The sequence below is a fragment of the Actinomadura rubrisoli genome (assembly GCF_004349215.1).
GTDB classification, from domain to species: Bacteria; Actinomycetota; Actinomycetes; order Streptosporangiales; family Streptosporangiaceae; genus Spirillospora; species Spirillospora rubrisoli.
Window position 1 is genome coordinate 1 of sequence record NZ_SMKU01000057.1, and the last position, 23,380, is coordinate 23,380.

The following is a 23,380-nucleotide window of genomic DNA, read 5'->3' on the forward strand; positions in this document are numbered from 1 at the left end:
GTGGTGCACCGGGCGGTGTTCCGGGTGGGGCGAGCGGTGGGGCGGCGGTGGCGGGGATGCCCGCGTGGTACTCGACCGTGTCGCCGGTGAGGCGCATGAACGCCTCCTCCAGGGACGGCTGGACGGTCGCCAGCTCGTGGAGCCGCAGGGCGTTGTCGGCGGCCAGGTCGCCGATCTCCGCCGCGTGCGCCCCGTACACGAGGAGGGAGCCGTCCGGGCCGGTCTCGGCTCGGCGCCCGCTCGCGGCCAGGAGGCGGTACAGCTCGCCGGCCTGCGGCGACCGGACGCGGACGTGGCTGGTGGCGTTGGCGTCGATGAACTCCCGCACACCGGTGTCGGCGAGGATCCGGCCGCGCCCGATGACGACCAGGTGGTCGGCGGTGAGCGCCATCTCCGACATCAGGTGGCTGGACACGAAGACGGTGCGGCCCTCCTGCGCGAGCCGCCGCATCAGGTTGCGGATCCAGAGGATGCCCTCGGGGTCCAGGCCGTTCACGGGCTCGTCGAACATCAGCACGCCCGGGTCGCCGAGCAGCGCGCCCGCGATGCCGAGCCTCTGGCCCATGCCGAGCGAGAACCCCTTGGACGGCTTCTTCGCGACGCTCTGCAGGCCGACGAGCGCCAGCACCTCGTCCACGCGGCGCTTCGGGATGCCGTTGCTCTGGGCGAGGCAGAGCAGGTGGTTGCGGGCGCTGCGCCCGCCGTGCACGGCCTTGGCGTCCAGCAGCGCGCCGACCTCGCGCAGCGGCGCGCCGAGCGAGCGGTAGCGGCGGCCGTTGACGGTGACGTCGCCGGACGTCGGACGGTCCAGGCCGAGGATCATCCGCATCGTGGTCGACTTCCCGGCCCCGTTCGGGCCGAGGAACCCGGTCACCCGCCCCGGCAGGACGGTGAACGCGGCCTGGTCGACGGCGGTCTTGTGCCCGAACCTCTTGGTCAGCCCCCGCGCCTTGATCATGAACTCCTGATACCGGACGGCCCGGGCCCGGAAACGGCGACGGCGGGCACCCGGGGCCGAATTTCACCCGGGGATTGCCCGCCGTTGGCGCCTGCGGAGTTAGTTCACGCCTACCAGGTCGACCACGAAGATGAGCGTCTCGCCGGGCTTGATGGCGGGGCTCGGGCTGCGGTCGCCGTAGGCGAGGTGCGGCGGGATGACCAGCTTGCGGCGGCCGCCGACCTTCATGCCGGCGATGCCCATGTCCCAGCCCTTGATGACGCGGCCGGCGCCGAGCGGGAAGTCGAACGTGCCGCCGCGGTTCCAGGACGCGTCGAACTCCTCGCCGGTGGACCAGGAGACCCCGACGTAGTGCATCGACACGTTCGAGCCCTTGGCGGCCTCGGGGCCGTCGCCCTCGGAGATGTCGGTGATGTCGAGGTACGTGGGCGGCTGGCCCTCGGGGAAGTCGATCTCGGGGCGTTCAAGCGCCATGAACGGGCTCCAACGGGTCGTCGTCAGGTCGGGTTTACGCCGCTCAGCCTAACGGCACGCCCGGCTACGAAAGAACGACCGCCCCGTTGGCAGGTTGCGACGGTTCCGCAGGTGGACGGTGTCCGGTAGACCCTTGGTCATGGGACGGCGGCTGCGGATCGGGATCGACACGGGCGGGACGTTCACCGACGTCGTCGCGCTGGACGAGGACACGGGCGAGATCGTCACGACCAAGACGCCCTCGACGCCCGCCGACCCGGCGGAGGGGTTCGCGGACGGGGCGGGCAAGGCGCTGCGGCTGGCGGGCGCGGAGCCGGGCGACGTGGCGGCGCTGTGCCACGGCACGACCGTCGCGACGAACCGGCTGCTGGAGGACCGCGTCGACGGCCTCGGGCTCGTCACCACCGAGGGGTTCGAGGCGATCCTGGAGATCGCGCGGCAGAGCGTCCCGGACGGCTACGGCAACAGCTACTTCTGGGTGAAGCCGCCGCGGATCGTCCCGGTGCACCGGGTGCGGACGGTCGGAGGGCGGCTCGACCACACGGGCGCGGAGCTGCGGCCGTTCGACGAGGCGTCCGCGGTCGCGGCGGCCCGATGGTTCCGGGACGAGGGCGTCCGCGCGATCGGCGTGTGCCTCCTGCACTCCTACGCCGACCCGGCGCACGAGCTGGCGATGCGGGAGGTGCTGCGGCGCGAGCATCCGGACGCGGTGGTGTCGCTGTCGTGCGAGGTGCTGCGGGAGTACCGCGAGTACGAGCGGGCGGTGACGACGCTCGTGGACGCCGCGGTGAAGCCCGCCATGAACGGCTACCTGGCGCGGATCACCGAGCGCGCCCCGTCGCGGCTGCTGGTGATGAAGAGCAACGGCGGCGTCCTGTCGGCGGACGAGGTCGCCCGGCAGCCGATCACGACGGTGCTGTCGGGCCCGGCCGCCGGGGCGCTCGGCGCGGCGTTCGTCGTCGCGCGCAGCGGGCACGGCTCGGTCGTGACGCTGGACGGCGGCGGGACGTCCACGGACGTGGCGGTCGTGCTGGACGGCGAGCCGACGCTCACCACCGAGGGCGCGATCGGCCGTCACCCCGTCAAGATCCCGATGATCGACATCGTGACGGTCGGAGCGGGCGGCGGGTCGGTCGCGTGGCGCTCGGCCGAGGGCGCGCTGAAGGTCGGGCCGCGCAGCGCCGGGGCCGACCCGGGCCCGCTCTGCTACGGGCGGGGCGGCGCCGAGGTCACGGTGACCGACGCCCACGCCGTCCTCGGGCGGATCCCGCCGCACCTGCTCGGCGGCGAGGTGCCCCTGGACGTGGACGCGGCGCGCGCGGGGCTGGCGGCCCTCGCCGCGGACCTCGGCCTGAAGGCCGAGCGCGCCGCCGCCGGGATCCTGGAGATCTCGGCGTGGAACCAGGCCAACGCCATCCGCCAGATCACGGTGCGGCGGGGCCTGGACGTCCGCGACTACCCGCTCGTCGCGTTCGGCGGCTCGGGACCGCTGCTCGCGTGCCGCCTGCTGGACGTCCTCGGCCTGCCCGCCGCCGTGATCCCGGAGAACCCGGGCAACCTGTCGGCGTTCGGGCTGCTCACGGTGGACGTGCGGAACGACTACGTCCGGACCAGGGTCGTCCGCGACGCCGAACTGGATCCCGCGCTGCTCGGCGAGGTCTTCGCGGACCTGGAGGACGAGGCCGCCGGGGCCCTCGCCCGCGAGGGGTTCGGCCGCGACCTGCGCCGCTTCGCCCGCTCCGCCGACCTGCGCTACTACGGGCAGGCGTTCGAGGTGCGGGTGCCCGCCCCGGCCGGCGCGCCGGACGCGGCGTTCCGCGCGGAGGTCGTGCGCCGCTTCCACGACGAGCACGAGGCCCTGTACGGCTACTGCCACCGCGGCGACGCCCGGCATCCCGTCGAGTGGGTGAACCTCCGCGTCTCGGGCATCGGCCCGATCACCCGGCCCCGGCTGCGCGAGCGCCCACCGGGGGACGGCGACACGTCCCGCTCCCGCACCGGAACGCGCCGGGTCTACTTCGACGCGTGGGAGGACGCGGCCGTCCACCGGCGGGAGCGGCTGGCGCCCGGCGACGTCCTGCACGGCCCGGCCGTGATCGAGGAGTTCGGCTCCACGCTCCCGCTGCATCCCGGATTCCGGGCACGGCTGGACGGCTACGGGAACCTGGTGGTGACGCGGTGACCGGCGACCCGATCCTGCTGGAGATCGTCGAGGGCACCCTGGCCTCGGTGGAGCGCGAGGTGGAGGAGGCCATCGCCCGGACGGCCCGCTCCCCGATGATCCGGGACGCGCACGACTTCCGCGCGGGCATCCACGACCGGCGGCTCCGCAAGCTGACCGGCCGCTCCTACTCGGCGCTCGTGCAGCCGATCGCCCGCGACTTCCCGCCGGCGCAGATGCGTCCGGGCGATGTGTTCTTCCACAACGACGTGTACCTGTCCGAGGGCGGCATCGGCCACCTGCCCGACCTGTGCGTCACGGTCCCGGTGTTCCACGACGGTGAGGTGGTCGCGTTCGTCCAGGCGTTCGGCCACCACGACGACATCGGCGGCGCCGTCCCCGGCTCGATGCCGAGCCACGCCCGCAGCGCGTTCGAGGAGGGGCTGATGGTCCCCCCGATCAAACTCTGGGATCAGGGGGTGCCCAACGAGGCGGCGCTGCGCATCATGACCCGCAACTCGCGCATGCCCGACTCCCTCGCCGGCGACCTGGACGCCGAGTGCTCGGCCTGCCTGATGGGCGCCCGGCGGCTCGGCGAGCTGTTCGCCCGCTACGGCCGCGCCGCCGTGGAGACCTGCTTCGACGCCGTCATCGACCGGACGACGGAGACGTTCCGCCGCGAGCTCCTCGCCAAGATCCCGGACGGGACGTTCGTCTGGGAGGACTACGCCGAGCACGACGGCGTCGACCCGCCCCGCCTGCACGCCCAGCGCATCACCCTCACCGTCGACAAGGCGGCGGACGTCCCGCTCGTCATCGACTTCACCGGCACCTCGCCGCAGGCCAAGGGGCCCATCAACCACGCGGGCGACTACGCCGGCGGCGTGTTCCTGAAGAAGTGGCTGGCGCCCGTCCTGCGGAACCTGGCCGACAGCCCCGAGCGGGCCGCCGAGCTGGACGTCAACGAGGGCGTCGTGCCGCTCATCGAGATGCGCTTCCCCGGGAAGGGCACGCTCCTGACCCCGGTCTTCCCGGCCCCGACGAACGCGCGCACGTTCGTCATCCTGCGCCTGCTCGGCGTCCTCGCCGGGGTGCTGGCCAAGGCCACCGGCGGCCGGATGCCCGCCGACCAGGAGACCATCCGCTACACCGGCGTGTACGGGGAGGACGACCGCGGCCCGTACCTCATGCGGGAGGTCCTCGGCGGCGGCTCCGGCGGCCGCCCCTACGCCGACGGGGAGGACACCATCCACGTCGTCCCCGACTCCCGCAACATCCCGGCGGAGTTCGCCGAGGCCCGCTGGCCGTTCATCGTCGAGCGCCTCGGCCTCGCCGTCGACTCGGGCGGGCCGGGCGAGCACCGCGGCGGCCTCGGCTACGACAAGCACCTGCGCATGCTCCGCGACGCCCGCTACATGTCGATCGCCGACCGCTCGATCCTGTCCTGCTGGGGCGTCAACGGCGGCCGCGCGGGACGTCCCTTCCGCGTCGACATCGACGGCGAGGAGATGGAGGGCCTCGTCGACGCCCATCCGGTGCGCGCGGGCCAGGTCATCCGCATCCGCACGACGGGGGGCGGCGGCTGGGGCGACCCTCTGGACCGGGCCACGTCCCGCGTGGCCGACGACGTCCGCGACGGGAAGGTCTCGGCACAGGGCGCGCTGGACGACTACGGAGTCGTCCTGGACGACGGAACCCCGGACGAAGCGGCGACGGCTGCCCTGCGCGCGCACCTACGCGCCGAGCGCGCCCCCACGCCCTTCTTCGACCGAGGCCCCGGCTACACCGAACTCTCCGGCGGCCGCCCCTCCGCCGACGTCGACTTCCTGGACGACGAAGCTCCGGGGTAGGCGTGGAAGCGGCGGGACGTGAAGGCGGCACCGTCCACGAGGAGGTCCGCGCGGCACCTGGTGGCGTCGGCGGCGAACAGGGCCGTCTCGCGGGTGCCCCACTCGTCCCATGCGGACGCGTACTCGGGGCCGTCGCGGTCGAGGGCGCGGGCGCGGCGGAGGTCGCGGGGCGCGTCGATCCAGACGCGGTACGCGGCGGGCGACCCGGCCCAGGACGCGCCGACGCCCTCGACGATGAGGACGGGGGCGGGCGGGACCTCCTCCGCGGGGCCGTAGCGGTCGCGGTGCCAGTCGTAGCGGCGCAGGAGGCCCGGACGGCCGTCCCGCAGCGGGTCGAGCACGGACGCCTGGAGCGGCTCCCACCAGGTGAGCGGATCGGCGTCCCAGGGCACGCGGAAGTCGTCCGAGCGGACGACCGGCGCGCCGACCAGGACGGCGGCCAGGTGGCCGGCGAAGGTGGACTTGCCAGCGCCGCTCGGGCCGTCGACCGCCACGAGCCGCACCGGGCCGCAGGACGGCGCGAGCGCGAGGAGCCGCGCGGCGAGCGCGGGATAGGTCCGCGCGGGGGCGGGCGGTGACGGGTCTCGCACGGACGGCATACTTCCCAGTGTCGGCCCCCCGAAGGAGGACGTCCTTGCCCGGTCCGCTCGAAGGCGTTGTGATCGTGGACCTCAGCCGCGTGGTGGCGGGCCCGCAGGCCACGATGGCGCTCGCGGACCTCGGCGCCCGGGTGATCAAGGTGGAGCGGCCCGGTACCGGCGACGAGACGCGCGGCTGGGGGCCGCCGTTCGCGGGCGAGGACCGGGTCAGCACCTACTACCTGTCGATCAACCGGAACAAGGAGTCGGTCACCCTCGACCTGAAGTCGGACGAGGGGCGCGCGACCCTGGCCCGGCTGGTGCGGCGCGCCGACGTCCTCGTGGAGAACTTCCGGACGGGCGTGCTGGACCGGCTCGGCTTCCCCGTGGACCGGCTGCGCGCGCTGAACCCGGGCCTGATCGTCCTGTCGATCACCGGGTTCGGGCACGACGGCCCCGAGGGCGGGCGCCCCGGCTACGACGCGATCGTGCAGGGCGAGGCGGGCATCATGAGCGTCACCGGGCCGCCGGGCACGCCGAGCAAGGTCGGGCTGTCGATCGCCGACATCCTCGCCGCGGGCAACGGCGTTGCCGGGGTCCTGGCCGCGCTGTACGAGCGGACCCGCACCGGCCGCGGGACGGTCGTCCGGACGTCGCTGCTGGCCTCGGTGGTCGGCGCCCACATGTTCCAGGGCACCCGCTGGACCGTGGCCGGGGACGTGCCCGAGTCGGTCGGCAACGACCATCCGTCCATCGCGCCCTACGGGACGTTCCGCTGCAAGGACGGCCAGATCCAGATCGGCGTCGCCAACCAGAACCTGTGGCGCACGTTCGCGCCGCTCGTGGACCTCGACCCGGACGACCCGCGCTACGCCACGATCCCCGACCGGTCGGCGCGGCGCGCGGAGCTGACCGCCGACATCGAGCGGGCCCTGGCCCTCGGCACGCGCGACGCCTGGCTGGCGCGGCTGGGCGAGGCGGGCGTCCCGGCCGGGGCGATCCGTTCGATAGACGAGGTGTACACCTGGGACCAGACGCGCTCGCAGGGCCTGGTCATCGAGGTCGAGCACCCCACGCTCGGCCCGATCGAGCTGCCGGGGCCGCCGCTGCGCTTCGACGGCGCGCCGCCGCGCGGGCACACGGCGCCGCCGCTGCTGGGCGAGCACAACGACACCGTCCTGGCCTGGCTGGACGAGCTCGACGGGCTCGACGACAAGGACGGCATGGACGCCGGGGACCGGGAGAGGGGCGAGTGATGGATCTGCTCGGCGGGACGGGCGGCCCGGTGCGGGTCGCCGGCCGGGAGCTGGCGCGCGACGAGCTGCTCGGATGGGCGTGGTCGGTCGCCGCGGAGATCCGCGGCGCGGACGCCGTGGCCGTGCACGCCACGGCGAGCCTGGAGACGGTCGCGGCGGTGGCCGGGGCGATCCTCGCGGGCGTCCCCGTGGTGCCGGTCCCGCCCGACTCGGGGCCCGACGAGCGCGCGCACATCTTCGGCGACTCGGGCGCGTCCCTGCTGCTGGGCGCCGGCGGGCCGTCCGACGGGCCGCCCCTGGTGCCGGTGGACGGCCTGCCCCGCAACGGAGCGCAGGGACCGGCCGGCGCACCCGGCGACGCCACCGCGATGATCCTCTACACGAGCGGGACGACGGGCGCGCCGAAGGGCGTGCCGGTCTCGCGCGGCGCCATCGCCGCCGGGCTGGACGCGGTGGCCGAGGCGTGGGAGTGGACCCCGGACGACGTCCTGGTCCACGGCCTTCCCCTGTTCCACGTGCACGGCCTCGTCCTCGGCGTCCTGGGGCCGCTGCGGACCGGGTCGCCGCTCGTCCACACGGGACGGCCCAAGCCCGAGGCGTACGCGGCGGCGGCGCGGGACGGCGGGACCCTGTTCTTCGGCGTCCCCACCGTGTGGTCCAGGACGGCGGCGGACCCGTCCGCCGCCGGGGCCCTGCGCGGGGCGCGGCTGCTCGTCTCCGGCAGCGCGCCGCTCCCGGTGCCCGTCTTCGAGCGGCTCTACGAGCTGACCGGCCATCGCTCGGTCGAGCGGTACGGCATGACCGAGACCCTCATCACGCTGAGCGCGCGCGCCGGAGGCGACCGGCGTCCCGGATACGTCGGCACGCCGCTGCCCGGCGTCGAGGCCCGGCTGGCCGCCGAGGACGGCGCCCCGGTGCCCCCCGACGGGGAGACGCCGGGCGAACTGCACGTCCGCGGGCCGATGGTGTTCAAGGGGTACCTCAACCGGCCCGAGGCCACAGCGGCGTCGTTCACCGACGACGGCTGGTTCCGCACCGGGGACATCGCCGTCGCCGGCCCGGACGGCTGGTACCGCATCGTCGGGCGCGCGTCCACCGACCTGATCAAGAGCGGCGGCTACCGGATCGGCGCGGGCGAGGTCGAGAACGCGCTCCTCGCGCATCCGGCCGTCCGGGAGGCGGCCGTCCTCGGGACGCCCCACGCCGACCTGGGCGAGCAGGTGACCGCGTACGTGGTCGCCGATGGCGTCGGGGAGCGGCAGCTCATCGACTTCGTCGCCGCGCGCCTGTCGGTGCACAAGCGCCCCCGCGCCGTCCACCTGGTCGACTCCCTGCCGCGCAACGCGATGGGCAAGGTGGTCAAGACCCGCCTCGCCGCCCCTTCACCGTGAGCCGCGACGCGATCATGCGGGGAGGGGAACGCGGATCGTGGTGACGGGGCCCGCCGAGGTGACCTCCACCTGGTCCTGGAGGCGGGGGAGCGGGACGCGGGGCGCGTCGCGGCCGTCGAGCGCCCGGAAGGTGCACACGAGCGCCGCCGGCTGCGGCCACACATGCACCGTGGCCTGATCGCCCGTACCCGCCTTGAGCAGCGCCGCGGCCACATCGCCCGCCGCGATGACCAGGAGCGCCGCGCGGTTGCCGATGACCCCGTGCCGGGCGGCCTGCGCCGCGACGAACCCGCACACGGCGGACAGGTCGTCGCCGACCTCCAGCGCCGGCGTCCCGGGCGGCGGCTCGGATGCCTCCAGTGCCGGTGCGCCTCGCGGCGACTCGGGTGCCTGCATCGTCGTCGGTTCCTTCCCCTCTGCCGGGCGTCCGAGGCTACCCGCGGCGCCCGGCGGCGTCGGGGGACGCGGGATCCCCGCGCGTCGGCGGGCGTCCCGATCCGCGAATACCCCCGTTGGGGATGACATAACGCGCTATCGCCACCGGGTCCGGCGCCGGGGCGCAGCGCGCTGACCAGGGGCGTCGTCGTCCCGGCGGTCAGGAGAGGAGCGCCGGCAGGACGGGGCGCACCAGGTCCTCCGCGGCCGACACCGGAAGGTCCGGCCCGTCCAGGCCCTCCGCGAAGTAGTGCAGGAACCCCTGCTGGAAGCAGGCGCCCATGAGCAGCGCCGCCACGGCATCGGTGTCGGCGCCCGCCGCGACGCGGCCGAGGCCGCGCTCGGCGTCCAGGTAGGCGGCCAGGGCCCGCACCGGCTCCCGCGGGCCCGCACCGTACTTGCGCAGGGACTCCCGGGTGGCCTCCATGAGCCGCGGCTGGGCCGCCATCGAGGCCATCATCGGGAACGCCCGCCGGAAGAAGCGCAGGCCGCCGTGCACGATCGCGACCAGGTTGGACTCCACGGTGCCCTCGCCGGGCACGCCCTTCGCCGCGAAGGAGGGCATCCGCTCCTTGAGGACGAGCAGCATCAGCTCGTCCTTGTCCCGGAAGTGCTTGTACAGCAGCGCCTCCGAATAGCCGGCCGCCTTCGCGATCTCCTTGGTCGTCGCGCGGGCCACCCCCTGCGCGCGCATGACGTCCGCCGCCGCGTCCAGGATCCGTTCGCGCGCGCCCAATGAGCCCCCTTGACAGGTGAGTGAACGCTTACCAGGATAGGGGTTAGTAAACATTCACTCACCCTTGGGGGACATCATGAGGCTCACGGTCTTCGGGGCGACCGGCGGCGCCGGCGTGCAGGTCGTCCGGCAGGCCCTCGACGCCGGGCACGCCGTCACCGCCGTCGTCCGGAACTCCGGCGGGCTCCCCGCCGAGCTGCGCGACCGCGCCGACGTGGTGACGGCCGACGTCATGGACCCCGGCGCGATCGAGGAGGCGGTGAAGGGGCGCGACGCCGTCATCAGCGCGATAGGCACGCGCGAGGGGCGCAGGCCCACGACCGTCTGCGCCGCCAGCTCGGCGAGCATCATCGCCGCGATGCGCGCGGCCGGCGCGGCGCGGTTCCTCATGGTGAGCGCGGCGGGCGTCGCCGTCGAGCCGGGCGACGGCCCGTTCACCCGCTACGTGGCCAAGCCGCTGATCATCCAGCCGCTGCTCCGGCACGGGTTCGCCGACATGCGGACCGCCGAGCGGCACGTCCGCGACTCCGGCCTCGACTGGACGATCGTCCGCCCGCCCCGGCTCAAGGACGGACCGGGCAAGGGCGAGTACCGCAAGGCCGTCGACGGCGCCGTACCGGGCCGGTTCTCGATCGACCGCGCCGACCTCGCCACCGCCCTGCTCGACCTCGCCGCCGACGCCTCGTCCACCGGGCACATGATCAGCGTCACCGCCTGAGCCCGCGCATGTCCGCCGGGACGGCCCGTTAGTCTGAGCGCGTGGACGAGCCTCTCGTAACGCGCATGCAGGAGTTCGGCGAGACGATCTTCGCCGAGATGTCGGCTCTCGCCGTGCGGACCGGCGCGATCAATCTCGGCCAAGGCTTTCCGGACCAGCATGGCCCGCGGGCCATGCTGGACGTCGCCGTGGAGGCCATCCGATCGGGCGAGGTCCAGTACCCGCCCGGGCCTGGGCTGCCGGAGCTGCGCGAGGCCGTGGCGGCGCAGCGGCTTGAGCGGTACGGGCTGTCCTACGATCCGGCCACCGAGGTCTTCGTGACCGTCGGAGCCACCGAGGGCGTCGCGGCGTCGATGCTCGCGCTGGCCGGGCCGGGCGACGAGGTCATCGTGTTCGAGCCGTACTACGACTCCTACGCCGCCACGATCGCGCTCGCCGGGGCGGTACGCAGGCCCGTCACGCTCCGCCCGGACGGGGGGCGCTTCACCTTCGACCCGGACGAGCTGCGCGCCGCCGTCGGGCCCCGCACCCGGCTGATCCTGGTGAACTCGCCGCACAACCCGGCGGGCACGGTGTTCACGCGCGCGGAGCTGGAGGCCATCGCCGGGGTGTGCCGCGAGCACGACCTGGTGGCCGTCACCGACGAGGTGTACGAGTACCTGACGTTCGACGGCACCGAGCACATCCCGCTGGCCACGCTCGACGGCATGCGCGAGCGGACGGTCGCGGTGTCGTCGGCGGGCAAGACGTTCTCGGTCACCGGCTGGAAGACCGGGTGGATCACCGCGCCCGCGCCCTACATCCGGGCCGTCCAGACGGTCAAGCAGTTCCTCACCTACGCGGTCAGCGCGCCCTACCAGCGGGCCGCCGCGTACGCGCTCGGCAACGAGACCGCGTGGGTGGAGGGGCTGCGGACCTCGCTCCAGGCCAAGCGCGACCGGCTGGTCACCGGCCTGGAGGCGGCGGGGTTCGTCGCGTACCGCCCGCAGGGCACCTACTTCGTGCAGGCCGACATCAGGCCGCTCGGGTTCGGGGACGGCATGGACCTGGCCCGCGCGCTGCCCGAGAGGGCGGGCGTCGTGGCCATCCCGACGCAGGTCTTCTACGACCACGCCAAGGCCGGGGCGCACTTCCTCCGCTTCGCGTTCTGCAAGCGGGACGAGGTCATCGACGCGGCCGTGGAGCGGCTCGCCAGGCTGGGGTGACGGAGAGTATCCAGGTAAGCGCCCACGGCGGTCGCCGGAGGCTATAGCCTTCCTGCCGTGTCCGGACTGACCATTCCCGAGCCCCAGTTCCCGGGGGACGACGGCGGCGCCGACCCCCGGCTGTGCGAGGCGCTCGCCGGGTACGCGGCCGGGCGCGTCGGCGCGCACGCGGTGCTGCGGCGGCTGCAGTCCGCGCGGCTGCTGGTGCCCGTCGTCGCCGTCCTGACCGAGGAGGAGGACGTCGCGCCCGGCGGGCTTCGCCGCGAGAAGTCGAGCGACATGGCGCTGCCCACGCTGGTCGGGGAGGACGGGCGCCGCGGCGTGCTCGGGTTCACCTGCGCCGAGACGATGAAGGCGTGGCGGGCCGACGCCCGGCCGGTGGCGGTGCACGCCCGGCAGGCGTGCCGGGCCGCGCTGGACGAGGGCGCCCACGCCCTGGTGGTGGACGTGGCGGGCCCGGTGCCGTTCGCCGTGGACGGCCTGCGCCTGCACCTGCTCGCGGAGGGGCGGCCCGTCCCGCCGCCGCACGAGGACCCCGACGTCCTCGCCGCCGTCGAGGCCGCGTTCGGCTCGGACCAGTCGGTCAGCGGCGTCCGCGTCGTCGAGGGCACCGCCGCCGAGGTGGCCGTCAGGTTCGCCGTGGTGCCCGGCCACGACGAGCGCGTCACCGTGCAGCGGGTGTCGGACCGGCTCGCCGAGCTGCTGCGCGGGCGGATCGTCGGCGGCGTCGAGCTGAGCGTCGTCCGCCGGTAGGGTCGGCGTCGTGGACGCCCCCGACGCCCCCGCCCCCGCCCGCTCCGCTGGGACCGACTGGTCGCCGCGGGCGGGCTGGACCGTGCCGCTGCGGCGGCGTCCCGTCCCCGTCGCGCTGTCGTGCGTGGCCGTCGCCGCCGTCGTGGCGTGGCGGATCGGCGCCCGTCCCGAGCTGCCCGCGTTCCTCTGGCTCGGCCTGGCCGGGCCCCTGCTCGGCGTCGTCGACGCCGCGCTGCAGCGGCTTCCCGAGCCGCTCACGCTGCCGTCCTATGCCGCGGGGCTGATCCTGCTGGGCGCCGCCGCGCCCTTCACCGACGACGGCGGCGGCCGGTTCGTGCACGCGCTGATCGGGATGGCGGCGCTGGGCGGGTTCTTCGGCGTTCAGTGGTTCTTCCTGCCCGAGGGCACGATCGGCTTCGGCGACGTCGTCCTCGCCGGGCTGCTCGGCCTGTACCTCGGCTGGCTCGGCGGGCCGGCGTGGTTCCTCGGCGCCGCCGCCGCCATCGTGCTCGCCGGGCTGACGGCGCTGGTCCTGCTGGCCACGCGGCGCGCGGGCCGCGGGGCCGCGCTCCCGTACGGGCCGTTCCTGCTGGTGGGAGCCTTGATCGCCATCGTGGTCCACGGCGCGTAAATCGTTGGCGTCCGGCGAGGTGCCCCCGGCATGCTGGCGCCATGGGAACGATCGAGACTGATGTCGGCGCCTTCATCGAAACCGGGTTCGTCCGGGTGGAGGGGGCGTTCTCGCGCGAGCTCGCCGCGGAGGGCCGCGCGATCCTGTGGCGGGACACCGGCTGCGACCCGGACGACCGGGCGACCTGGACGCAGCCCGTGGTGCGGCTGGGCGACTATCCGCAGGCGCCGTTCAGGGCCGCCGTGAACGCCCCGCGCCTGCGCGCGGCGTTCGACGCGATCGTGGGGGAGGGCGCGTGGCAGCCGCGCGGCAGCCTCGGGACGTTCCCGGTGCGCTTCCCCAGCGACCAGCCCCCGGGGGACGACGGCTGGCACCTCGACGCGAGCTTCCCGGGCGACGTCCCCGCCGACTTCATGCGGTGGCGTGTGAATCTGGAGTCCAAGGGCCGGGCGCTGCTGATGCTCTTCCTCTTCTCCGACGTCGGGGAGGACGACGCGCCCACCCGCATCCGGGCCGGCTCGCATCTGGACGTGCCGCCGATCCTGGAGCCCGAGGGCGACGCGGGCCTCGGCATGATGGAGGTGTCCGAGCGGGCCGTGCCCGCCACCGAGCACCGTTCCGTCGTCCACGCGACCGGACGCGCCGGCGACGTCTACCTGTGCCATCCCTTCCTGGTCCACGCCGCGCAGCCGCACCGGGGCGCCGAGCCCCGGTTCATGGCGCAGCCGCCGCTGGTCCCGTCCGGGCCGCTCCCGGAGTCGTCCCCGGTGCGGATCGCGATCCAGCGAGGTCTCGGGCGCTGACGCCGTCGCCGCCCCCTCGTAGTCTTGAGCGATCCTCTCCAGGGAGACCGCCGTGCTGACCATGCAGGACGCCCTGATCCGTCTCACCGCCCACTGGGCGGGGCACGGCTGCCTCGTCGCCCAGCCGATGAACACCGAGGTCGGGGCGGGCACGCTCAACCCGTCCACCGCGCTGCGGGTGCTCGGGCCCGAGCCGTGGCGGGTCGCCTACACCGAGCCGAGCGTCCGCCCGGACGACTCCCGGTACGGCGACAACCCCAACCGGCTGCAGACCCACACGCAGTTCCAGGTGATCCTCAAGCCGGAGCCGGGCGACGCGCAGGAGCTGTACCTCGCCAGCCTGGCGGCGCTGGGCGTCGACCTGCGCGCCCACGACGTCCGGTTCGTCGAGGACGACTGGGCCTCCCCGGCGCTCGGCGCGTGGGGCCTCGGCTGGGAGGTCTGGCTGGACGGGCTGGAGATCACCCAGTTCACCTACTTCCAGCAGTCGGGCGGCCTGACCCTGGACCCCGTCTCGGTCGAGATCACCTACGGGATGGAGCGCATCATGATGGCGCTCCAGGGCGTCTCCCACTTCACCGGCATCGCGTACGCGCCCGGCATCGGCTACGGGGAGGCGTTCGGGCAGGCCGAGTACGAGATGAGCCGCTACTACCTGGACGACGCCGGCATCGGGACGAACCGGGAGCTGTTCGAGGCGTACGCGGCGGAGGCGCGGCGGATGCTGGACGCGCGCCTGCCCGTCCCGGCCCACTCCCAGGTCCTGAAATGCTCGCACGCGTTCAACGTCCTGGACGCGCGGGGCGCGATCGGCACGACCGAGCGCGCGCGGGCGTTCGCGCGGATGCGGGGGCTCGCGCACGAGGTCGCGGAGCTGTGGGTGGAGCGCCGCGCGGAGCTGGGGCACCCGCTGGGCGACGCCGCGTCCGGTGCGGCGCCCGGCGCACCGGAGGTGGGGCCCGCCGCTGAGCCGGGGCTGCCGGAGGCTAGCGGGTCCGCCGCGTTCGCGCTGGAGATCGGGGTCGAGGAGCTGCCGCCGGACGAGGTCGCCCGCACCGCCGCCGACGTGGCCGAGCGGCTGATGGCCGCGTTGGAGGCGGCGGGCCTGTTCACGGACGCCTCGTCGCTCGACAGCTACGCGACGCCCCGGCGGATCATCGCGGTCGTCAGCGGTCTGGAGCCGCGCGAGCCCGACGCCGAGCAGGTCGTGAAGGGGCCCCGGCTCGCCGCCGCCTACGACGCGGACGGCGCCCCGGCGCGGGCGCTCCTGGGCTTCGCGCGCGGGCAGCGGATCGAGGTCGCCGACGTCCGGAAGGTGACCGTGGGCGGGGGAGAGTACGCCGGGTACGTCCGGACGGTCGTCGGGCGCCCCGTCGCGCGGGTCCTCGCCGAGCTGGTCCCCGCGCTCGTCGGCGGGCTGCGCGCCGGGAAGAACATGCGGTGGAACGCGCCCGGCCTGTCGTTCGCCCGCCCGATCCGCTGGGTGCTGGCGCTGCTGGACGGGCACGAGGTCCCGTGCGCCGTTCCGGGCCTGGCTGCGGGCCGCGCCACCCGCGTGCACCGCACCGCGGACGAGCCGCTCGTCCCGGTGCCGGACGCGGCGTCCCTCATCCCGGTGCTGCGCGCGCACGGGATCGAGCCCGACCCGGCCCGGCGGCGGACGCGGATCGTCGAGGACGCCGCGTCCCTCGCCCGCCACCACAAGGGGACGATCGACTTCGCGGGCGAGCAGGCCCTCGTGGAGGAGATCGTCAACCTGGTCGAGGAGCCCGTCGCCGTCCTCGGGTCGTTCGACGAGAAGTACCTGGGGCTGCCCGAGGAGATCCTCACCACCGTCATGCGCAAGCACCAGCGCTACCTTCCGGTGCGCGGCTCCACGGGACGTCTCCTCCCGCACTTCGTCACGGTCGCCAACGGGGAGTGCGACCACGACGCCGTGCGCGCCGGGAACGAAGCCGTCCTCCGCGCGCGCTACGAGGACGCCTCGTTCTTCTTCCAGCAGGACCTCCGGAGCACTCCCGAGGAGATCAAGCGCGGTCTGGACAGGCTGACCTTCACCGACCGGCTCGGCTCGATGGCCGACCGCTCAGCCCGCATCCGCGCCATCGCCGCCGAGCTGGCGGGCCGCGTGGCGCTCACCGGGGAGGAGGAGGCGGTGGTCCGCCGGGCGGCCGAGCTGGCCAAGTTCGACCTCGCCTCGTCCATGGTGATCGAGCTGCCCGGCCTGGCGGGGACGATGGCGCGCGAGTACGCCCGCCGCGCCGGGGAGGACGAGGCCGTCGCGCTGGCCCTGCACGAGATGGAGCTGCCCCGCTCGGCGGGGGACGCGGTGCCCGCGGGCATCGCCGGGGCCCTGCTCGGGGCGGCCGACCGGCTCGACCTGCTCGCCGGCCTCTTCGCCGTCGGCTCCGCGCCGACGGGCAGCTCGGACCCGTTCGGCCTGCGCCGCGCGGCCCTCGCGCTCACCGCGATCCTGCGGGCCGTCCCGCGCCTCGCGCCGGTCACGGTCGGGGACGGCCTGGCGGTCGCGGCGCGGCACCAGCCGGTCGAGGTCGCGCCGGACGCGCTCGCCGGGGCCCGGCGGTTCGTCGCCCGGCGCCTGGAGCAGAACCTGCTGGACGAGGGGCACGCGGTCCGCGTCGTCCGGGCCGTCCTGCCGCACGCCGACGCGCCCGCCCACGCCGAGCGGGCCGCCGCCGACCTGGCGACGCTGCTGCGGTCGCCCCGGTTCGAGAAGCTGACCACGGCGTTGCAGCGCGTCCTGCGCATCGTCCCGGACGGGACGCGCGCCGCGTACGACGCCGCCCTCTTCCAGGAGCCGGCCGAACGGCGGCTGCACGAGGCGTACAGCCGCGTCCGGGACGAGCTGCCGGGCCGTCCGTCGCTGCCGGAGTTCTCCGGCGCCGCGTCCGCGCTCGCCGATCCCATCGACGCCTACTTCGACGACGTCATGGTCATGGACGAGGACCCGGCCCTGCGCGCCAACCGCCTCGGCTTCCTCGCCGCCGTCCGCGACCTGGTCGGGGGCGTCCTCGGCTGGCGCGAGATCACCTGACGCCGGTCCACCGGGGGCCCGGCGGCTCTCAGAGTATGGACCGGCTGCCCGGGGACCTCGGCGGAGTCAATAGGATCGACCCATGCTGCGCTGGTTGACCGCGGGGGAGTCCCATGGCCCGGCCCTCTCCGCGATCGTGGAGGGCCTTCCGGCCGGCGTGCGCGTGACCTCGGGCGAGATCGCCGAGGAACTGCGCCGCCGGCGGCTCGGGCATGGGCGGGGCGCCCGGATGAAGTTCGAGCAGGACGAGGTCACGATCCTCGGCGGGGTCCGGCACGGGGTCACCCAGGGCGGGCCGATCGCGATCGAGGTCGGCAACACCGAGTGGCCGAAGTGGGAGACGGTCATGTCGGCCGACCCCGTCGACGCCGATCTCCTCGCCGCGCAGGCCCGCAACGCGCCGCTGTCGCAGCCGCGCCCCGGGCACGCCGACCTCGTCGGCATGCAGAAGTACGGCTTCGACGACGCCCGGCCCGTCCTTGAGCGGGCCAGCGCCCGCGAGACCGCCGCCCGCGTCGCGCTCGGGACGGTCGCCAAGGCGTTCCTCAAGCAGGCCCTCGGCGTGGACGTCCTCAGCCACGTGATCGCGCTCGGCGAGGTCGAGGCGCCGGACGGCGTGCTGCCCGGCCCCGGCGACCTGGCACGGGTGGACCAGAGCCCGGTGCGCTGCTTCGACGACGCCGCGTCCGAGGCGATGGTCGCGCACATCGACGACTGCAAGAAGGCCGGCGACACCCTCGGCGGCGTCGTCGAGGTCCTCGCCTACGGGCTCCCGCCCGGCCTCGGCAGCCACGTCCACTGGGACCGGCGCCTGGACTCGCGGCTCGCCGGCATCCTCATGGGCATCCAGGCGATCAAGGGCGTGGAGCTCGGCGACGGCTTCACCACCGCCCGCCGCCCCGGCTCCCGCGCCCACGACGAGATCGACGGCACGCCCGAGGGCGTCCGCCGCCGCACCAACCGCGCGGGCGGCGTCGAGGGCGGCATGACCACCGGCGAGGTGCTGCGCGTCCGCGCCGCGATGAAGCCGATCTCCACCGTGCCGCGCCGCCTCGACACCATCGACGTGCGGACCGGCGAGCCCGCCAAGGCCATCAACCAGCGCAGCGACGTGACCGCCGTGCCCGCCGCCGGCGTCGTCGCCGAGGCGATGGTGGCGCTGGTGCTGGCCGACGCGGCCCTGGAGAAGTTCGGCGGCGACTCCGCGGAGGAGACCGCCCGCAACGCGCGCGGCTACCTCTCCGCGCTGACGATCAAGTGACCTGCGAAACGAGCGGAACATGACGCGACCGAAGGCCGTCCTCATCGGACCGCCGGGATCGGGCAAGACCACCGTCGGCACCGCCCTCGCCGAGCGGTTCGGCGTGACGCTGCGCGACACCGACGCCGACACCGAGGCCGCGGCGGGCAAGCCGATCGCCGAGATCTTCATCGACGACGGCGAGGAGCGGTTCCGCGAGCTGGAGCGTGCCGCCGTCGCGGCCGCGCTGTCCGGGCACGAGGGCGTCGTCGCCCTCGGCGGCGGCGCCGTCCTGGCCGCCGGGACACAGGAACTGCTCGCCGGGCACACCGTCGTCTACCTGCGCGTCGGGCTGTCCGAGGCGATCAAGCGGGTCGGGCTGGCGTCGGCCAGGCCGCTGCTCGTCCTCAACCCCCGCAGCCAGATGCGCAAGCTCTTGGAGGAGCGCCTGCCGATCTACGAGCGGCTCGGCACGCTGCACGTCGAGACCGATGGCCGCGCCCCTGAGGAGATCGTCGAGGAGATCGCCAAGGCGCTCGGGACGGCCCCGTGAGCGAGACGCGGATCGAGGTCGGCGGCGCCGCCCCCTACGAGGTCGTCATCGGGACGGGCGTCCTCGGCGAGCTGCCCGGCCTGCTCGGCGGCCGCGCCCGGACGGTCGCCGTCGTGCACGCCGAGGGCCTGCCCGAGATCGCGCGGCCGGTGTGCGGGGCGCTGGAGAGGGCCGGGTACGCCGTCCACGCGCTGCCCGTCCCGGACGGCGAGGCCGCCAAGGAGGCCGGCGTGCTCGCCGGGCTCTGGTCGGGCTTCGCCGCGCTCGGCATGACCCGCACCGACGCCGTCGTGGGCGTCGGCGGCGGCGCCACCACCGACCTCGCCGGGTTCGCCGCCGCGTCCTGGCTGCGCGGGGTCCCGGTCGTCCTCGTCCCGACCACCCTGCTCGGCATGGTGGACGCGGCGGTCGGCGGCAAGACCGGCATCAACATCCCCGAGGGCAAGAACCTCGTCGGAGCCTTCCACCCGCCCGCCGGGGTCCTGTGCGACCTCGCCACGCTGGTGACGATGCCCCGCGAGGACTACATCAGCGGCCTCGCCGAGATCATCAAGGCGGGCTTCATCGCCGACCCGAAGATCCTGGAGCTGATCGAGGCCGACCCCGGGGGCGCCGCGTCGCCGGCCGGCCCCGCCACCCGCGAACTGGTCGAGCGCGCCGTCCAGGTCAAGGCGGACGTGGTCGCCGCCGACCTGCGCGAGAGCGGGCCGCGGGAGATCCTCAACTACGGCCACACCCTCGCCCACGCCATCGAGAAGGCCGAGGACTACCGGTTCCGCCACGGCCACGCCGTCGCCATCGGCATGGTCTACGCCGCCGAGCTCGGCCGCCTGGCCGGCCGCCTGCCCGCCGCCGTCGTCGACCGGCACCGCGCCGTGCTCTCCTCCGTGGGCCTGCCGACCTCCTACCGCGCCGACGCGTGGCCGGGGCTGCGCGCCACCATGACCATCGACAAGAAGTCGCGCGGCGCCACGCTGCGGTTCGTCGTCCTGGACGGAGTGGCCCGCCCCGGCCTCCTGGAGGGCCCGGACGAGAAGCTGCTCGCCGCCGCCTACCGGGAGGTGAGCCGGTGACCGCCGCCTCCGTGCTCGTCCTGAACGGCCCCAACCTCGGCCGCCTCGGGATCCGCGAGCCCGACGTCTACGGCTCCGCCACGTTCGACGACCTGGCGGCGCTGTGCCGCGAGACCGGGCGGCGCCTCGGCCTGAGCGTCGAGGTCCGGCAGACCGACGACGAGGCCGAGATGGTCCGCTGGGTGCACGAGGCCGCCGACGGGCGCCTGCCCGTCGTGATCAACCCCGCCGCGTTCACGCACTACTCCTACGCCCTGCGCGACGCCCTCGCCCAGCGCACCGCACCGCTGGTCGAGGTGCACATCAGTAACCCGGCCGCGCGCGAGGAGTTCCGCCACACCTCGGTCGTCGCGGGCGTCGCCACCGGCACGATCGCCGGTTTCGGCATGACGTCCTACGTCCTGGCCCTCCAGGCCGTCGCCGGGCTCCTCGCCGAGGATCCCGCGCGGCCCTAGGCGTGTATCCCGCGGCACCCTAGGCGTCTTTCACGGCCTCGCGGGTCATCGCCTTGAGCTCGGTGACCACGTCCTCCAGCGGGGCGACGTCGCGGTGGGCGCGGCACAGGATGGTGGCGCCCTCGACGGCGGCGACGATCAGCCGCGCGAGCCGCGCCGCGCGGTCGTCGGGGACGCCCGCGTTGCCGAGCCCGGTCGCCAGGGTGTCCTGCCAGCGGTCGAAGGCCGCCGCGGCGGCCGCGGCGAGCTGCGGCGCGTCGTCGTGGGACTCGACGGTGACCGCCACCACCGGGCAGCCCGCCCGGAACTCGCTCTTGATCAGCACCTGCCGCCACCAGCCGGTGAACGCGTCCACCGCGGACGCGGCGTCGCCGCCCTCGGTGGCCGCGAGGATGCCCGCGTTGAGGAACTCCCCGGCGTAGCGCACCGCCTCCTCGGCCAGCTGCGCCTTGCCCTCCGGGAAGTGGTGGTAGATCGACCCGCGCGGCGCCCCGCTGTGCGCGATGACGTCGCGGAACCCGGTGCCGCTGTAGCCGCGCTCGCGGAAGAGGTAGGCGGCGCTGCGCACCATGCGTTCCCGGCTGTCGGTCCCCATACCCCCGATTATGACATTCATCATAAGCTTCGCGCCTTGACCATGACGCACGTCATAGAAAACGCTGCATATGACGGACGTCATATCGAGGCGCGGCTGCGGCCCGCCCTTGCGGAGGGGGAGCGACATGGGGAACGCGCCGACCACGGCGGGCCTTGAGCAGCTGAAGGGGCTGCTCAAGCAGGGGGAGGAGCAAGGCCTCGGCATCGCCGGGCTGATCGGCATCAAGGCGGAGGTCCTGGAGCCCGGACGGGTCGTCTTCAGCCTCGTCCCGCAGGCCGCCTTCAGTAACCCGCTCGGCATCGTGCACGGCGGGATCATGTCCACGCTGCTGGACTCGTCGATGGGCTGCGCGGTGCACGCCTCGCTCCCGGAGGGCGCCCTCTACACGACGCTGGAGCTGAAGGTGAACTTCATCCGTCCCGTCCCGCTGGACGGCGGCAGGCTGCTGTGCGAGGGCACCACGATCCACGTCGGACGCAAGGCCGCGACGGCGGAAGGGCGCGTCACGAACGCGGACGGCAAGCTGGTGGCGCACGGCACGACCACCTGTATGGTCTTCTCGCCTGTTACCAACGAGTAGGGTCGTCGTCGGGAACGGATGAAGGAGAGCTTCGTGATCGACCTCCAGCGCGACGGAGACGTGTTCGTCCTGCGTCTCGACGCGGGCGAGAACCGCTTCGCCCCGGACTTCCTCGGCGCCTTCGAGGACGCCCTCGGCACGGTCGAGGAGAGCGAGGGGCCGGCCGCCCTGGTGACCGTCGGCACGGGCAAGTTCTACTCCAACGGCCTGGACCTGGAGTGGCTCGGCGCCAACCCGGACCGGCTTGAGGACTACCTGCGCCGGGTCAACGGCCTGTACGCGCGGCTGCTCTCGCTGCCGGCGCCGACGGTCGCGGCGGTCAACGGGCACGCGTTCGCGGGCGGCGGCATGCTCGTCCTCGCGCACGACTTCGCGGTCATGCGCACGGACCGCGGCTACTTCTGCCTGCCCGAGGTCGACCTCGGGATGAGCTTCACGCCCGGGATGGGCGCGCTGATCCAGGCGCGGCTGCCGAAGGCGTCGGCGCACGAGGCGATGATCACCGGCCGCCGGTACACCGCCGAGCAGGCGCGGCGGGCCGGGATCGTCCAGCACACGGCCGAGCAGGAGCGGGTGCTCCCGGTCGCGACGGAGCTCGCCGCGTCCCTGGCGGCCAAGGACGGCGCGATCGTGGGCAAGATCCGCCGCGACATGTACGGGCCGGCGCTTGAGGCGCTCCGCGGCCCGGTGCTGGCGTAGGGCGCGCCGCCGGCGGCGCTAGGTTACGGTCAACTGGAATCCGGTTCGGTTCGGAAGGGACGGCGGCATGCGCATCGGGATGAAGCTCAACTACGCGGGCGGCTTCAAGGAGACCGTCGAGGAGCTCGCCGACTACGAGAAGGCCGGCCTCGACATCGTGTACGTCGCCGAGGCCTACAGCTTCGACGCGGTGAGCCAGCTGGGCTACATCGCCGCCAAGACCGAGCGGGTGGAGATCGCCTCCGGCATCCTGAACATCTACTCCCGCACGCCGACCGCCATGGCGCAGACCGCGGCGGGCCTGGACTACGTCTCGGGCGGACGGTTCACGCTCGGCATCGGCGCCTCGGGCCCCCAGGTCATCGAGGGCTTCCACGGCGTCCCCTACAGCGCCCCGCTCGGCCGCACCCGCGAGATCATCGAGATCTGCCGCAAGGTGTGGCGCCGCGAGCGCCTCCAGCACCAGGGCAAGTACTACACGATGCCGCTGCCCCCCGGGCAGGGCACCGGCCTCGGCAAGCCCCTGAAGATCATCAACCATCCGGTGCGGGCCGACATCCCGGTCCTGGTCGCCGCGATCGGCCCGAAGAACGTCGAGCTGACCGCCGAGATCGCCAACGGCTGGGAGCCGATCTTCTACCTGCCGGAGAAGGCCGCGGACGTGTGGGGGCCGTCCCTGGCGGCGGGCCGGGCCAGGCGCGCGGCGTCCCTCGGCGAGCTGGACGTGGTCGCCCACGCCCCGCTCGCCATCGGCGACGACGCGCAGGGCTTCCTGGAGTTCGGCCGCCCGATGGCCGCGCTCTACATCGGCGGCATGGGCGCCAAGGGCAAGAACTTCTACAACGACCTCTGCCGCCGCTACGGCTGGGAGAAGGAGGCCGAGGAGATCCAGGACCTCTACCTGGACGGCAAGAAGGACGAGGCCGCCGCCAAGGTCCCCTACGAGCTGCTGGAGAAGATGTCGCTCATCGGCTCCGAGGGCCACGTCCGCGAGCGGCTGGCCGCCATGCGCGAGTCCGGCGTCACCACGCTCAACGTCACCCCGATCGCGGGCGACCACAAGGGTCGCCTCGCCCTGATCGAGAAGGCCAAGGAGATGGCCGCCGACGGCTGAGGACCCGAGTGTCCTTCATGTTCGGTGACCGGCTCGATATCGGCTCTCGGCCCGCGGCGCCGGG

Annotated in this window: 23 protein-coding genes; 17 read left to right on the forward strand and 6 right to left on the reverse strand. The window is 74.4% G+C overall.

Annotated elements, in window-relative coordinates:
- Together E1298_RS13920 and E1298_RS13925 are read right to left on the reverse strand one after the other, a co-directional pair.
- The coding region (locus E1298_RS13920) for an ATP-binding cassette domain-containing protein (RefSeq protein WP_131893111.1) at positions 1-958 on the reverse strand (958 nt) is incomplete at its 3' end.
- Positions 959-1,057: 99 nt separating this feature from the next.
- Entirely contained in the window at positions 1,058-1,432 is a 375-nt protein-coding gene (locus E1298_RS13925) for an FKBP-type peptidyl-prolyl cis-trans isomerase (RefSeq protein ID WP_131893113.1), read from the reverse strand.
- Between the two features lie 139 nt (positions 1,433-1,571).
- Here E1298_RS13925 and E1298_RS13930 point away from each other — a divergent pair, with 139 nt between their 5' ends.
- Positions 1,572-3,614: a hydantoinase/oxoprolinase family protein gene (locus E1298_RS13930; RefSeq protein WP_131893115.1), complete on the forward strand. Its 2,043-nt coding sequence runs from the start codon at positions 1,572-1,574 to the stop codon at positions 3,612-3,614.
- Positions 3,611-5,443: a hydantoinase B/oxoprolinase family protein gene (locus E1298_RS13935; protein WP_131893117.1), complete on the forward strand. Its 1,833-nt coding sequence runs from the start codon at positions 3,611-3,613 to the stop codon at positions 5,441-5,443. Before E1298_RS13930 ends, E1298_RS13935 begins: the two co-directional genes overlap by 4 nt.
- Here the strand turns inward: E1298_RS13935 and E1298_RS13940 are convergent.
- The gene (locus E1298_RS13940; protein ID WP_207944614.1) at positions 5,374-6,042 is read right to left on the reverse strand and encodes a uridine kinase family protein; all 669 of its coding nucleotides are present in this window, start codon (positions 6,040-6,042) and stop codon (positions 5,374-5,376) included. The genes E1298_RS13935 and E1298_RS13940 overlap by 70 nt on opposite strands.
- Positions 6,043-6,077: 35 nt before the next feature.
- Here E1298_RS13940 and E1298_RS13945 point away from each other — a divergent pair, with 35 nt between their 5' ends.
- Positions 6,078-7,277, forward strand: coding sequence for a CaiB/BaiF CoA transferase family protein (locus tag E1298_RS13945; protein WP_131893119.1), 1,200 nt, complete (start codon positions 6,078-6,080; stop codon positions 7,275-7,277).
- Positions 7,277-8,668: an acyl-CoA synthetase gene (locus tag E1298_RS13950; RefSeq protein ID WP_131893121.1), complete on the forward strand. Its 1,392-nt coding sequence runs from the start codon at positions 7,277-7,279 to the stop codon at positions 8,666-8,668. The genes E1298_RS13945 and E1298_RS13950 overlap by 1 nt, the downstream gene beginning before the upstream one ends.
- 12 nt (positions 8,669-8,680) lie before the next feature.
- Here the strand turns inward: E1298_RS13950 and E1298_RS13955 are convergent, their stop codons facing one another.
- A complete protein-coding gene (locus tag E1298_RS13955; RefSeq protein WP_131893123.1) occupies positions 8,681-9,064 on the reverse strand; it encodes a hypothetical protein in 384 nt (127 codons plus the stop codon).
- 199 nt (positions 9,065-9,263) lie between these two features.
- Positions 9,264-9,839, reverse strand: a complete 576-nt coding sequence (locus E1298_RS13960) for a TetR/AcrR family transcriptional regulator (RefSeq protein WP_131893125.1) — start codon at positions 9,837-9,839, stop codon at positions 9,264-9,266.
- A 76-nt stretch (positions 9,840-9,915) separates the two neighbouring features.
- Between E1298_RS13960 and E1298_RS13965 the strand changes: the two genes are divergently transcribed.
- The 10 genes from E1298_RS13965 to aroQ all read left to right on the forward strand — a co-directional run bounded on the left by E1298_RS13965 (position 9,916) and on the right by aroQ (position 20,325).
- On the forward strand, positions 9,916-10,557 hold the full coding sequence (locus tag E1298_RS13965; protein WP_131893127.1) for an NAD(P)-dependent oxidoreductase: 642 nt from the start codon (positions 9,916-9,918) through the stop codon (positions 10,555-10,557).
- Between the two features lie 41 nt (positions 10,558-10,598).
- A complete protein-coding gene (locus E1298_RS13970; protein WP_131893129.1) occupies positions 10,599-11,762 on the forward strand; it encodes a pyridoxal phosphate-dependent aminotransferase in 1,164 nt (387 codons plus the stop codon).
- Positions 11,763-11,819: 57 nt separating this feature from the next.
- Positions 11,820-12,515: an SseB family protein gene (locus E1298_RS13975; protein ID WP_131893131.1), complete on the forward strand. Its 696-nt coding sequence runs from the start codon at positions 11,820-11,822 to the stop codon at positions 12,513-12,515.
- A 10-nt stretch (positions 12,516-12,525) separates the two neighbouring features.
- Positions 12,526-13,146: a prepilin peptidase gene (locus E1298_RS13980; protein WP_131893134.1), complete on the forward strand. Its 621-nt coding sequence runs from the start codon at positions 12,526-12,528 to the stop codon at positions 13,144-13,146.
- 41 nt (positions 13,147-13,187) lie between these two features.
- Positions 13,188-13,949 carry a phytanoyl-CoA dioxygenase family protein gene (locus tag E1298_RS13985; RefSeq protein ID WP_131893136.1) on the forward strand — a complete coding sequence of 254 codons (762 nt, stop codon included), beginning with the start codon at positions 13,188-13,190 and terminating at the stop codon, positions 13,947-13,949.
- A 61-nt stretch (positions 13,950-14,010) separates the two neighbouring features.
- On the forward strand, positions 14,011-17,004 hold the full coding sequence (locus E1298_RS13990) for a glycine--tRNA ligase (protein WP_131893166.1): 2,994 nt from the start codon (positions 14,011-14,013) through the stop codon (positions 17,002-17,004).
- An 82-nt stretch (positions 17,005-17,086) separates the two neighbouring features.
- Complete coding sequence (gene aroC, locus E1298_RS13995; protein WP_131893138.1) at positions 17,087-18,265, forward strand: chorismate synthase; 1,179 nt, start codon at positions 17,087-17,089, stop codon at positions 18,263-18,265.
- 19 nt (positions 18,266-18,284) lie between these two features.
- Positions 18,285-18,797, forward strand: a complete 513-nt coding sequence (locus E1298_RS14000; protein ID WP_131893140.1) for a shikimate kinase — start codon at positions 18,285-18,287, stop codon at positions 18,795-18,797.
- Complete coding sequence (aroB, locus tag E1298_RS14005) at positions 18,794-19,870, forward strand: 3-dehydroquinate synthase (protein WP_131893142.1); 1,077 nt, start codon at positions 18,794-18,796, stop codon at positions 19,868-19,870. The genes E1298_RS14000 and aroB overlap by 4 nt, the downstream gene beginning before the upstream one ends.
- Complete coding sequence (aroQ, locus tag E1298_RS14010) at positions 19,867-20,325, forward strand: type II 3-dehydroquinate dehydratase (RefSeq protein WP_207944616.1); 459 nt, start codon at positions 19,867-19,869, stop codon at positions 20,323-20,325. The genes aroB and aroQ overlap by 4 nt, the downstream gene beginning before the upstream one ends.
- 19 nt (positions 20,326-20,344) lie before the next feature.
- Here aroQ and E1298_RS14015 read toward each other — a convergent pair whose 3' ends face one another.
- A complete protein-coding gene (locus E1298_RS14015; RefSeq protein ID WP_131893144.1) occupies positions 20,345-20,920 on the reverse strand; it encodes a TetR/AcrR family transcriptional regulator in 576 nt (191 codons plus the stop codon).
- A 127-nt stretch (positions 20,921-21,047) separates the two neighbouring features.
- On the opposite strand from E1298_RS14015, the gene E1298_RS14020 reads away from it, so the two are divergent.
- The 3 genes from E1298_RS14020 to E1298_RS14030 all read left to right on the forward strand — a co-directional run bounded on the left by E1298_RS14020 (position 21,048) and on the right by E1298_RS14030 (position 23,316).
- On the forward strand, positions 21,048-21,503 hold the full coding sequence (locus tag E1298_RS14020; protein WP_131893146.1) for a PaaI family thioesterase: 456 nt from the start codon (positions 21,048-21,050) through the stop codon (positions 21,501-21,503).
- 33 nt (positions 21,504-21,536) lie between these two features.
- On the forward strand, positions 21,537-22,202 hold the full coding sequence (locus E1298_RS14025; RefSeq protein WP_131893148.1) for an enoyl-CoA hydratase-related protein: 666 nt from the start codon (positions 21,537-21,539) through the stop codon (positions 22,200-22,202).
- Between the two features lie 67 nt (positions 22,203-22,269).
- Complete coding sequence (locus E1298_RS14030) at positions 22,270-23,316, forward strand: LLM class F420-dependent oxidoreductase (RefSeq protein ID WP_131893150.1); 1,047 nt, start codon at positions 22,270-22,272, stop codon at positions 23,314-23,316.
- Positions 23,317-23,380 lie beyond the last annotated feature (64 nt).

Coding starts and splice junctions, on each gene's coding strand:
- E1298_RS13925 (WP_131893113.1), bottom strand. CDS start 1,432: ATGGCGCTTGAACGCCCCGAGATCGACTTCCCCGAGGGCCAGCCGCCC.
- E1298_RS13930 (WP_131893115.1), top strand. CDS start 1,572: ATGGGACGGCGGCTGCGGATCGGGATCGACACGGGCGGGACGTTCACC.
- E1298_RS13940 (WP_207944614.1), bottom strand. CDS start 6,042: ATGCCGTCCGTGCGAGACCCGTCACCGCCCGCCCCCGCGCGGACCTAT.
- E1298_RS13950 (WP_131893121.1), top strand. CDS start 7,277: ATGGATCTGCTCGGCGGGACGGGCGGCCCGGTGCGGGTCGCCGGCCGG.
- E1298_RS13955 (WP_131893123.1), bottom strand. CDS start 9,064: ATGCAGGCACCCGAGTCGCCGCGAGGCGCACCGGCACTGGAGGCATCC.
- E1298_RS13965 (WP_131893127.1), top strand. CDS start 9,916: ATGAGGCTCACGGTCTTCGGGGCGACCGGCGGCGCCGGCGTGCAGGTC.
- E1298_RS13985 (WP_131893136.1), top strand. CDS start 13,188: ATGGGAACGATCGAGACTGATGTCGGCGCCTTCATCGAAACCGGGTTC.
- E1298_RS13990 (WP_131893166.1), top strand. CDS start 14,011: ATGCAGGACGCCCTGATCCGTCTCACCGCCCACTGGGCGGGGCACGGC.
- aroC (WP_131893138.1), top strand. CDS start 17,087: ATGCTGCGCTGGTTGACCGCGGGGGAGTCCCATGGCCCGGCCCTCTCC.
- E1298_RS14000 (WP_131893140.1), top strand. CDS start 18,285: ATGACGCGACCGAAGGCCGTCCTCATCGGACCGCCGGGATCGGGCAAG.
- E1298_RS14015 (WP_131893144.1), bottom strand. CDS start 20,920: ATGGGGACCGACAGCCGGGAACGCATGGTGCGCAGCGCCGCCTACCTC.
- E1298_RS14020 (WP_131893146.1), top strand. CDS start 21,048: ATGGGGAACGCGCCGACCACGGCGGGCCTTGAGCAGCTGAAGGGGCTG.
- E1298_RS14030 (WP_131893150.1), top strand. CDS start 22,270: ATGCGCATCGGGATGAAGCTCAACTACGCGGGCGGCTTCAAGGAGACC.